This window comes from Parashewanella sp. 2304DJ23-3, from assembly GCF_056591695.1.
Genome location: NZ_JBWQOH010000001.1, coordinates 317,374 through 328,828 on the forward strand (window position 1 = coordinate 317,374; position 11,455 = coordinate 328,828).

Genomic DNA, 11,455 nt, shown 5'->3' on the forward strand with positions numbered 1-11,455 from the left:
AAACATTCAATTATCTATAATTAATTGTCATTCCATGCAGCTATATAAAACTGTTATTATATACAGCACACTTATAAGGAAGCTACAAACATAATCATGCTCGCAGATAAGGTCAAAACACAAATACGCACTATCTATAAAGGTATTGCAGCTGCACTACCCAATTTTGTCTCTCGCAGGGAGCAGAATTATATGGTGGCAGAGATCTCGAAAACACTCGCGGGCGAATATGATAAGGATCGTCGAATTATTGTGGTCGAAGCTGGAACAGGCATTGGTAAATCATTATCTTATTTGCTCGGCACGATCCCACTGGCTTTAGCACAAAAGAAAAAAGTGTGTATTGCTACGGCAACGGTGGCGCTTCAGGAGCAACTACTCCATAAAGATTTACCTTTCTTTTTGGCACAATCTGAGCTCAACTTTAAATTTGGTTTGGTGAAAGGCCGTCAACGCTACGTTTGTTTATCTAAGTTAGAAATGCTGATTGGCGAAGATAATGGTACTCAAATGGCCATGTGGCAAACAAAGCCTGATCAACACCAAATTGAAATTTTGCAAAAACTGCTGCGTGATTATCATGAAGGCAAATGGAATGGTGAAATAGATACATTAACTGTCGATTTACCTGATCATATGTGGCAGCAGATTTCATCTGACAAACACAGCTGCCATCGCACCATAGCCGCTCATAGACTATGTCCGTTCCACAGTGCCAGAGAAGAAGTCGACTCTTGGGATGTTCTCATCGTCAACCATAGCCTTCTATTTGCTGACCTAGAACTGGGCGGTGGCGTGATCCTGCCGGATCCTGAAGATGTATTCTATGTTATCGATGAGGCACATCACTTACCCAATGTAGCGAGAGATTTTTCCAGTGCACAATCTACTATCCGTGGTACAGCTGATTGGTTAGAGAAGTTTAATAAAACAGTGGCCAAACTGCAGAGCCAAATTAGCAGTGATCAGGTCATCTCACCGTCTCAGAATTTACAAGATCATATTGCAGATATGGTCAAAGTGCTCAACCAAGTGGGTCATTTTTGTGATGCGCAACTTAAGTTTTTCAATAATCCCGAGTCTCGCTGGCGCTTTGAGCATGGGCAAATACCAGAAACACTTAAAATTCCTGCTGAAAATTTAGCAACAGAGTCAAATCAAGCTCTAAAACAATTTAATAAAATTCAGTCTATTTTAAGTGAGTCGATTAAAGACGGGGAAATTCCTAAGCACCTGGCAGAACAACTCCTCACTGAAGCTGGTTTTATGTTGCAACGCCTTGAGTCGGTTGCCAAGCTTTGGAAAGCCATAGCTAAAGAGGACAGTCCGAAGGGGGCTCCCTCTGCTCGTTGGGCTGAATTAATTTCTGGAAAAAAATCAGATTACTTGTTCCAAGCCTCGCCTATCGAAGTTGGCTTTATGCTAGAAACAATGCTTTGGAAAAAAGCCGCAGGTGTCGTTTTATGTAGTGCAACATTACGCGCTTTAAATAAATTTGAACATTTTTGTCATCAGGTCGGTCTATCACTTAACGATGGCAGTCGTTACCTAGCATTACAATCACCATTTGATTATGAAAACAATGCCACATTGTTTTTACCTCAAATGCGTACTGAACCTACTGCGGACGACTACACAGAGGAATTAGCAGAGCAAATTCTTAAATTAATAGAAGGTGAAATGGCGACACTGGTTCTATTTGCCTCTTATTGGCAAATGGACAAGGTTATCGAACTAATCGAAGGTAAATTAAAAATACCTTTGCTGGTTCAAGGCACAAAACCAAGACAAGAACTGCTCAAACAGCACTACCAACTCTGCGATGATAACCTACCAAGTATCATTTTTGGAACCGGCAGTTTCTCAGAAGGTTTAGATTTACCTGGTGACTATTTAACGAATCTTATCGTCACAAAACTGCCTTTTGCGGTCCCTACTTCACCAGTTGAACAGGCACATGCCGAATACATTAAATTGAAAGGGGGCAATCCTTTTATACAGTTAACTGTTCCGGATGCATCACGCAAATTAATTCAGAGTTGCGGGCGCCTTCTCAGAAAAGAACAAGATTATGGCAGAGTGACCATTTTAGATAGAAGATTAATCACTAAAAGGTATGGAAAATCGCTTTTGGATGCCTTACCTCCATTTCGTAGAGTAGTAGAGTAATTTATTTATGATGTTAGAAGTCGGACATTGGTTTATGCTTGCGCTGGTTGGGATCAGTGCAGGCTTCATTGACGCCGTAGTTGGCGGAGGTGGGCTATTGTCTATTCCAGCATTGCTTTCTTTAGGGCTTCCACCTCACTTAACCTTGGGTACCAATAAAGTTGCGGCTTGCTTCAGCTCATTTACTTCATCATTGACCTATTTCAAACAAGAGTTGTTTAGCCCAAAACTATGGTACCACACCGCAATTGCAAGCTTTGTAGGTGGGGTGTTAGGTAGTGCATTGGTTCTAGCCATTGATAATGAATGGCTGATAAAAATTCTTCCCATCATCATTATTGCTGTTGCTGTTTATTCACTTATCAATCCTAATGCGATAGGTTCCCAAAATTCCAAAATGATTAAAAAAAGCCCAAGCAAGCTACATCAATGGCTAATGGGTCTTGCTTTAGGGGGCTATGACGGTTTTGCTGGTCCTGGCGCCGGAGCATTTTGGACAATATCAACGTCTAAATTTTATGGGCTTCCACTTCTTAATAGCTGCGGTTTAGCAAGGTCCATGACTCTAGTCAGCAACTTAACAGCTTTAATGGTCTTCATTGCTTTAGATGAGGTGAACTATCTCGTCGGTATTGTTCTTGGTTTATTTATGATGACTGGCTCATTCGTCGGTGCAAGAGTGGCGATTCGTTTCGGCTCTCCATTTATTAAACCTATTTTTATTACTGTGGTATTGTTTATGTCTCTGCATTTAGCATGGAGCGCTTGGCTATAATGAGTATCAATCAACAGCAGTTGATCATAAAACTTCGTGAACAGCTAGGTAGACTTGAGCAAGAGGTACTGAAACACGACAGCAACCTTGCACAAAACGAACAAAAGCTGTTGCAAAATAATGGTCGCTTCAACTCTGGTCTATTCCATCAAAATGGAGGTAAGCTTATTGCTTGTGTTCATCAGATAAAACACAGCATCAATATGCTCGATAAACGCTTACAAGCGGGTATAAATAAAGACGCAATTGAAACAAGTTGCCTTCATATTCAAGACCAATTTTCTGCCGTTAAACGAGCTCTCAACACTACAGCTATTGATTTAAAATCAGAAAGGCATAAACGCTCTACTGCCCGAAGCAGTTACTTGAAACGACAGCAAAAAAAGCATAATGACTCGGGTTTTGAGTGGATAGCCAGTAATGTAATGCAGAACAGTCACCAGCTTTATGCTGAGCTGAATAAACATTTGAACTGGGCAAGTAGAATTGAAGAAAAAATCCAAGAATCTAATCAGAAATTGGATTACTGCTCTGCTCGAGATAAACTCAAATTACAACATGAAATTCTTGATATGCACAAAAGATTGGGTAAGTGCAGACAAGCTATCTCTTATATAGAAGATAGAATACAATTATTTGAGCGACCAAATTACAAAAAAGACTTTTAATGAGAATAAGTATGAAAAAATGGATTTCGATTTCATCACTACTGTTACTTTCATTTGCAACCCATGCATTTGCCAGCCAGTTATCTATTCCAAGTGAATTTGAATTTTTGGCTGTCGATGGTAACCCAATAAATTCTTCATTACTCAATCGTAAATCTTCAATAAAGCTTGCTGAAGGTGAGCATAAAGTTGCGATGCGCTTTAATGATCTCTATGAAGATGACATCACTGGGAGTCATGGATATATTAAATCCCATCCTTTTATCGTTTCGATTTTTGTGGATGGATTAAACCAATATCAACTAGCTGGTCTTGGCCCTCAATTCAATAATGATCCAGATAAATACGCCAAAAACCCAAAAATTACGATTCGCAGAGTCGATAATGGCAAAGTGGTTTATTCAGTTAAAAACACCCAATTTAATGAAGGCTCTCTATTAGGTGAAATGTTAGGTGGCGAAGCCCGCAAAGACGTTAAAGCCTATGCAGTACAGCAAACAACAGTTCATAAAGTTCAAGCCTCTACACAAGCTCTTACCCATGAGATTACTGAATCAACAACCGCTGTAAAAGCGAGTGCAACAGTGGATAATGAAGCAATGCTGAAATATTGGTGGAACAAGGCCGACGCCAAATCAAGACAAAACTTTTTAATCTGGCTTCAAACACAAAATAATAAATGATCCCATATGTCTATCACGCAAGTTATTCTGAGCTTGCGTTACCTCCTACTCACCGCTTTCCAACAACCAAGTATCAGGACATTTATGAATACCTGCTGGAAAGCAAATTCGCCCAACCTGAACAGTTTCATTTTCCAGAACCCATTAGTCCTGAAGAGTTATTTGCCATTCATGACCCAATTTACGTAGATCAACTTATCAATGGTAAGCTCGATGCTAAAGTCATGCGACGGATTGGCTTTCCATGGTCGAAAGGATTAATCAGACGAACACTTCACTCTATTGCTGGAACTCGACTAACCGCATCACTTGCTCTTGAACACAGCTGCGCATTACATTTAAGTGGCGGTTATCACCACTCTCATTACGACTTCGGCAGCGGGTTTTGTTTATTCAACGATTTAATCTTTGCTGCTACTGAGATGCAGAAAACCAATGGCTTGGAGACCGTTCTCATTTTTGACTGCGATGTCCATCAAGGTGATGGCACTGCATCACTGGGGCAAAATCATGATGGTATTATTACCTGTTCTTTGCATTGTGGTAAGAACTTCCCTGCTCGAAAAATGGATTCTGATTACGATATTGAACTTGAAAAAGAGACGCCTAACCTCCCCTATTTAGAAACAGTTTCTCAAACTTTTGAGTATCTAATTCGACTTCATCAACCAGACCTCGTTATTTACGATGCGGGTGTTGATGTCCATAAAGATGACGATCTTGGATATTTAAATATCTGTGACGATGGCATCTATAAACGAGATACAAATGTTTTTTCAATTGCAAAAGAACATGAAACCCCAATAGCTGCAGTAATTGGTGGTGGCTACAGTAGAAATCGACCTGAGTTAGTAAATCGACATTATCAATTATTTAAGGCTGCTAACCACGTTTTTGGCCAGTAAGTGAATGATCTTAGCCCGACTGTAATCATCTGTTACTTTTTCGACATTGATTCTCCAAATAGACAAATGTTAACTTTTAGTTAACAGAAATGGAGATGACAATGATTAAAAAAATTCTAAAAGGCACTGGTATTGCCGTTGCTGTAACTATTGCACTTGGAGGCAGTTTTGCCGCTCATGAATGGTATGCGGACAAACCGTTCATGATGCGCTCTCTGCTCGACAGAGAAATGATGAAAATTGCTTTTGATAGCCCAGAAACACTGACTTCTTTGGGCTTTCTAGAGTCAATTGGCATTACAAGTCATAACGCTGAACTTGATGACGACAGACCTCAACAGCTAGAGAAAATGTTTGTAACTGCCAATCGAATTCAAACATTGCTCAACAATTATGATAATAACGACCTCAATGAATCAGATAAGTTAAGTAAAGAGATCTCACTTTACCTTTTAAATTTTTTAAACTCTTCCTACGAATATCGTCATCATAATTACCCAGTAAACCAACTTTTCGGTCTACAAAATGGTTTCCCAAGCTTCATGCAAGCTCAGCATCAAGTAAACAGCATTGAAGATGCAGAAAACTATATATCTCGTCTTAATAAGCTACCTGTTAAGTTTTCTCAAAATATAGAAGGACTAAAGATCCGAGAAGACAAAGGCATTTTACCTCCAAAATTCGTTGTTGAGCGTGTTTTAGAAGAAATGCGAAACTTTGTAGAAAAGCCTATCAAAGAAAACATTCTTTATTCCTCTTTAGAAAACAAATTAGAAAAGATCAGTGACATCGAAAGCCAAGAAAAACAAAGGGTGTTAGAACAAACTCATCAGGCTATCAAACAGAGCATTCATCCAGCTTACAATCAACTAATCACCTACTTTGAACAGCTTGAGCCTAAAACAGGCAACGATCATGGCTTTTGGAACCTGCCGAACGGTGATAAAGCCTATAAAAAAGCACTGCAGTTTTTCACAACAACAGATTATTCCGCTGAACATATTCATCGTTTAGGCTTAACTGAGGTAGATCGCATTCAAGGTGAGATTCTTACCGAGTTAACAAAGCTCAATATCAATGCTGATAACTTCACCCAAGCAATTGAAGTTTTGGCCGACAATGAAAAGTATTATTACCCTGATACTGATGAAGGCCGTCAACAAATCCTCGCAGACTATCAAACGATTCTAGACGAAATTAATGCAGACCTTGATGATGCATTCAACATTCGCCCGAAAGCCGGAATGGAAGTAGTTCGTATTCCTGAATTTAAAGAGAAAACGTCTCCCGGCGCGTATTATCAAGGGCCATCACTCGATGGCACCCGACCTGGACGTTTTTTTGCCAACCTTTACGACATCAAAGCTACACCAACTTACAGTATGAGAACACTGGCTTATCATGAAGGTGTACCTGGTCACCACTTCCAAATTGCAATAGCTCAAGAACTCGAAGGACTGCCGTTCATTAGAAAAATGGGGGGCTTCACAGCTTACAGCGAAGGCTGGGCACTGTATGCTGAGCAATTAGCATGGGAGTTAGGGTTTCAGAAAAAACCAGAGGATAACATTGGCCGTTTACAAGCTGAGCTTTTTAGAGCTGTGCGCTTAGTTGTAGATACCGGTATTCACCATAAACGCTGGACCCGTGAACAGGCTATTGGATACATGAAAGCCAATACTGGTATGACGCAAAGTGATGTTGTTTCTGAAATTGAACGCTACATTGTAATGCCCGGTCAAGCGACTTCATACAAAATTGGCATGATGAAAATCCTTGAATTACGCGAAAAGGCTAAGTCTCAGTTAGGCGATAAATTCAATCTTGCCGAATTTCATGATGTTGTTTTGAAGAACGGTCCTGTTCCGCTGTCTATTCTCGAAAGACTTGTTGATGGTTGGATTAAAGATAAAAATGTAGGACAAAGTATCTAACTATTGAATGGCTCTTACCTTATTATTGGTTAAGAGCCACTTAACTTGCAGTGGGTAATCGCAGTTATTTAATGAATCAATATTTTGACTAACGACATTAAATCGACAGAAATATCACTAAAACCTCAGATTTACAGTACATACATCTAAATAAACAACATTTGTTATAATTAATTACCTTTTGTTATATAAATTTAACATAAAATCACATCCTTATGTTTTACATAGAATAATTTTAGCCCTCTCTATGATTGCATTAAATATACAATCAAGAAGAATTCAATAGAATCATTTAATCATTGCTTCTTAAACCCAGTAAAAGCCTATGTTTTGTCATCATTTTTTTCATTTTATTCTTTTGTTCTTATGATGATTTAACAGCTTCTAATTAAGAAAACTCTAATTTTACATTTTGTTTACATTTTAGGTTTATCATTCTATTTTTTTAATCCAGCAGCAAAATCAATTAACAAAAATTCTAATTATAAGCTGCTAAATAACCACAGAAGTGAGAAAGCAAAACGCTTCAGTACAGGTTGAGAATTCCAAATAATAGGGAAATCACGCATGAAAAATAAAACGAGGCAAAATGTTGCATTGGGGTTATCAGCTATAGCGATGGCAGTCGCTACAGTTGCAAATGCAAACTCTGTAAATCCATTAAATAACGGTTTCAGCCAAGAATCACCGTTACCTAAGCGATACATCATTAAATTTCGCAATGCGGAGTCGGCTTCTTTTTTAGCCAGTGATTCAATCGCAACAAGTTCGGTTTCGGCTTCCCCAAGATCATTTGAGCGCTCGAATCATATGAAAGCAATGAGCAGTGTTCAGGCTCGCCAAATGAAGCAAATTGGGCGTTCTAGAAGTTATACCGCAGAGTTAAACGACTCTGCGTTACTCAAATTAAGAAGCCGAGTCGACGTAGAATTTGTTGAAGAAGACAGCCCACGTAGGCTGCTTTCAGAAACTACGCCATGGGGTCAAACTTATGTTGGTGCGACGTCATTAGACGATTCTCAAGCTGGTAATCGTACTGTTTGTATCATCGACTCTGGTTATGATATTGACCATAACGATTTAAGCGGAAATCAAGTAACTGGTACCAATAACTCTGGTACTGGCAATTGGTATGATCCAGGTTCAAATAATGCCCACGGGACACACGTAGCAGGTACCATTGCAGCCATTAACAACAGTGAAGGTGTTGTTGGTGTAATGCCAAACCAAAATGCCAATGTTCACGTGATCAAAGTATTTAATTCTAGTGGTTGGGGTTATTCATCTGACTTGGTCAGCGCCATTGACCGCTGTGTTGATGCAGGTGCCAACGTCGTTAATATGAGCTTGGGTGGAGCAGGCTCAAATACCACAGAGCGCAATGCACTACAGGCTCATGCAAACAACGGTGTGTTATTAATTGCCGCTGCTGGTAACGACGGAAATAGCGATCATAGTTACCCAGCATCTTACGATGCTGTAATGTCGGTAGGCGCTGTAGACAGTAATAAACAGCATGCTGAATTCTCTCAATTTACTAATCAAGTTGAAATCTCAGGTCCAGGTGAAGCCATTCTATCGACAGTTTCTGTTGGTGAAGGTCGTTTGGCTGACATTACAATCAGTGGGCAATCGTATTTCGATGACGGCATTGTTCCTCATTTACGCCTCGTACCTCAAGGAACAAGTTTTGGTCCTAGCCCAATTAACGGCAGCTTCTCTGGTGAACTCTCAGAATGTTCGGTATCCGGTTCAAACTACAGCTGTGGCAACATGTTCAATAAAGTCTGTCTTGTAGAACGTATTGGCAATCAAGGCGGTGGCTCTTTTCCAGATTATGATGCTGTAGAAGCCTGTGAGAACGCTGGTGCAAGAGCAACTATCGTATACAGTAATACTGCTCGCCCAGGACTACAAAACCCATTTGATGTCGACAGAGATACGGCGCAACAACATATTTCTGTGTCAGTCGATCGTGCAACAGGTCTAGCATTACGCAACCAACTTGGGCAAACAGCAACCGTAAATGTGACTGCTGGCGAAGATTACGAATACTACAATGGTACTTCGATGGCCACGCCACATGTTGCTGGTGTCGCTACACTCGTTTGGAGTTATCACCCTCAGTGTACTGGCGCTCAAGTTCGTGCTGCACTTAATGCAACAGCAGAGGATATTGATGTGGCGGGTCGTGATAATCGCACAGGTTTCGGTTTAGTCGACGCTGTTGCTGCTAAAGAATACCTTGATGCATCCTGTAATGGCCCAACTGATCCAGGTACAGGTGGCTCTGAACTTGAGAATGGTGTGGCTAAAATGAATCTTGAGGCAAGTACAGGTGATGAACTTCACTACACACTTGAAGTACCAGCAGGCGCAACTGACCTTGGCATTGTTATGAGCGGTGGTAATGGTGATGCGGATTTATATGTGAAATATGGCTCTGCACCGACGACAAATGACTATGATTGCCGTCCTTGGAAGAATGGTAATAATGAAAGCTGCCCTGTGAGCGATTCAGATGTGCAATCTGGCACTTACTATGTGATGGTTCGAGCTTATTCAACATTCAGTGGTGTGAAGTTACAAGCTGATTTCACTGAAGGGTCGACAACCCCTCCAGGTGGCGCAGCATCTTATACCAACAACGGAAACTACAGTATTCCAGACAATAATGCTGCTGGTGTATCTAGCCCTATCAACGTAACACGTACTGGCGATTCAGGCTCAGTGACTGTAGCGGTAGATATTAGTCATACGTACATTGGTGATTTAGAAGTTCGTCTAGTTAGTCCAACAGGAGCTTTCGCCGTTCTTCATGCTAACGATGGTGGTGGTTCGAACGATATCGCTCAAACGTATACTGCTGACTTTTCAGGTGTTGAATCATCCGGTACTTGGACTTTGAAAGCCGTAGATAATGCACGTCGTGATGTCGGTACAATCAATAGCTGGACACTGAGCTTCCAGTAAAGAATATCCTTATTTTATGAAGCATTGTCGTAAGGTAAGGTTGTAAGAAGCAATGTTTACTCTCCCAACTTGAAGTTGAAGGGGCTATCATGTAATTAGGTAGCCCTTTTTTTCGTCCTTGATTTATGAAACATGTACTTTGTTTTTTACTGATATTGACTTCATTTTCCGCTTTAGCAAATGACGTTGAAAGCCTGATTGCACAAAGACTTAATCTTTGTGTTGATGTTGCTCACTATAAAATTCTACACCATCTGCCAATCACAAACGTAAAACAGGAACAAAAGGTGCTTTCTGCAGCGCAACAAAAAGCGGAGGAATATCATTTAGATTCAAAGTCTGTTTTAGCTTTCACTCAGCAATTAATACTGAGCTGTAAACAGGTTCAAAAACAAGAAATGAGTAAGAATAAAAACCCACAAACATTTATGTCATTAAATCAGTTAAGACAAGAGCTGAACTCAATCACTCAGCAGGTATTTATCGACCTTTCAAACAATCAAAATCAATATAAAAAGGGTTGGCCGCTACACATTAAGAACCAATTGAGTGCGCTTGGTATTACCCAAGTTCAATTAGATATGCTCCTCTCCTCACTTAATTCATTAAGAGAAAAATAAAGCATAAACCACCATAACAACCATAGTGACAGCAAAGATTATACGAGTTACTCGCAACTTTTTGGGTTCACTCAAAAACGGCCTCAACACACCACCAGCAATTAACCACACCAATCCTGCCGTCGTGGCAACGAGCAAGCACCCTAAAGCCGTCATTAAATAGCTCATGGTTGCGGTTTTATAAGGTAATAAAAATTGAGCAAAGACAGCCAAGAACGATGCATAAATTTTGGGATTAAGTAAGTTAAGAATAAAGCCTTCTTTAAAAACAGGAACGTCAACATCATTATCATTGGATAAAGCAGGGGCAGACGCCATTTTATAGGCGACATACAGAATATAGAGCGCTCCGATACTCTCACAAATCAATTTGGCATATGGATAATGTTCGAACAATGCCGCTAAGCCAACAGCAGTAAGGGTTATGGCTATAGTCAGACCACTCAGGATGCCAAGTAAAAAAGGAATGCCTTTTTTAACACCAGCAGTTGCCCCCACGGCCGCAAGAGCCAAGCATGCAGGGCCAGGGGAACCTAATAACATGAATGCTGTGAAAACCAGTGAAAACCAAGCTTCAAGCATTAAGCTCCTCCACAAGAACAATAAATCAAACTTTTGAAATGTTGCTTAGAGGCCGTATATGGTCTCTAGTCAGATAATAACCATAAAATAGGTGATAATGTATCTAAATAAGCAACGCCGCACTCAATAATATTCTACCTCTGTTG

9 protein-coding genes are annotated in these 11,455 nt (G+C 40.2%); 8 read left to right on the forward strand and 1 reads right to left on the reverse strand.

The features are described from left to right. Nucleotides 1-96 precede the first annotated feature (96 nt). The 8 genes from dinG to AC1EU2_RS01415 all read left to right on the forward strand — a co-directional run bounded on the left by dinG (nucleotide 97) and on the right by AC1EU2_RS01415 (nucleotide 10,727). Nucleotides 97-2,169, forward strand: a complete 2,073-nt coding sequence (dinG, locus tag AC1EU2_RS01380; protein ID WP_480296193.1) for an ATP-dependent DNA helicase DinG — start codon at nucleotides 97-99, stop codon at nucleotides 2,167-2,169. A gap of 7 nt (nucleotides 2,170-2,176) precedes the next feature. Next, nucleotides 2,177-2,944, forward strand: a complete 768-nt coding sequence (locus tag AC1EU2_RS01385; protein ID WP_480296194.1) for a sulfite exporter TauE/SafE family protein — start codon at nucleotides 2,177-2,179, stop codon at nucleotides 2,942-2,944. A 5-nt stretch (nucleotides 2,945-2,949) separates the two neighbouring features. Next, entirely contained in the window at nucleotides 2,950-3,612 is a 663-nt protein-coding gene (locus AC1EU2_RS01390; RefSeq protein ID WP_480297053.1) for a primosomal replication protein, read from the forward strand. 11 nt (nucleotides 3,613-3,623) lie between these two features. After that, nucleotides 3,624-4,295, forward strand: a complete 672-nt coding sequence (locus tag AC1EU2_RS01395) for a DUF2057 domain-containing protein (protein ID WP_480296195.1) — start codon at nucleotides 3,624-3,626, stop codon at nucleotides 4,293-4,295. Continuing rightward, nucleotides 4,292-5,200 (forward strand): histone deacetylase family protein, encoded by a 909-nt coding sequence (locus AC1EU2_RS01400; protein WP_480296196.1) that lies wholly within the window; start codon nucleotides 4,292-4,294, stop codon nucleotides 5,198-5,200. The genes AC1EU2_RS01395 and AC1EU2_RS01400 overlap by 4 nt, the downstream gene beginning before the upstream one ends. A gap of 101 nt (nucleotides 5,201-5,301) precedes the next feature. Then, on the forward strand, nucleotides 5,302-7,134 hold the full coding sequence (locus tag AC1EU2_RS01405) for a DUF885 domain-containing protein (RefSeq protein ID WP_480296197.1): 1,833 nt from the start codon (nucleotides 5,302-5,304) through the stop codon (nucleotides 7,132-7,134). A 567-nt stretch (nucleotides 7,135-7,701) separates the two neighbouring features. Beyond that, entirely contained in the window at nucleotides 7,702-10,107 is a 2,406-nt protein-coding gene (locus AC1EU2_RS01410; protein ID WP_480296198.1) for a S8 family serine peptidase, read from the forward strand. 125 nt (nucleotides 10,108-10,232) lie between these two features. After that, nucleotides 10,233-10,727 (forward strand): chorismate mutase, encoded by a 495-nt coding sequence (locus AC1EU2_RS01415; protein ID WP_480296200.1) that lies wholly within the window; start codon nucleotides 10,233-10,235, stop codon nucleotides 10,725-10,727. Here the strand turns inward: AC1EU2_RS01415 and AC1EU2_RS01420 are convergent. Continuing rightward, nucleotides 10,713-11,309: a LysE family translocator gene (locus tag AC1EU2_RS01420; protein WP_480296202.1), complete on the reverse strand. Its 597-nt coding sequence runs from the start codon at nucleotides 11,307-11,309 to the stop codon at nucleotides 10,713-10,715. The two genes, AC1EU2_RS01415 and AC1EU2_RS01420, sit on opposite strands and share 15 nt — an antisense overlap. Nucleotides 11,310-11,455 lie beyond the last annotated feature (146 nt).

Coding starts and splice junctions, on each gene's coding strand:
- dinG (WP_480296193.1), top strand. CDS start 97: ATGCTCGCAGATAAGGTCAAAACACAAATACGCACTATCTATAAAGGT.
- AC1EU2_RS01385 (WP_480296194.1), top strand. CDS start 2,177: ATGATGTTAGAAGTCGGACATTGGTTTATGCTTGCGCTGGTTGGGATC.
- AC1EU2_RS01395 (WP_480296195.1), top strand. CDS start 3,624: ATGAAAAAATGGATTTCGATTTCATCACTACTGTTACTTTCATTTGCA.
- AC1EU2_RS01400 (WP_480296196.1), top strand. CDS start 4,292: ATGATCCCATATGTCTATCACGCAAGTTATTCTGAGCTTGCGTTACCT.
- AC1EU2_RS01405 (WP_480296197.1), top strand. CDS start 5,302: ATGATTAAAAAAATTCTAAAAGGCACTGGTATTGCCGTTGCTGTAACT.
- AC1EU2_RS01410 (WP_480296198.1), top strand. CDS start 7,702: ATGAAAAATAAAACGAGGCAAAATGTTGCATTGGGGTTATCAGCTATA.
- AC1EU2_RS01415 (WP_480296200.1), top strand. CDS start 10,233: ATGAAACATGTACTTTGTTTTTTACTGATATTGACTTCATTTTCCGCT.
- AC1EU2_RS01420 (WP_480296202.1), bottom strand. CDS start 11,309: ATGCTTGAAGCTTGGTTTTCACTGGTTTTCACAGCATTCATGTTATTA.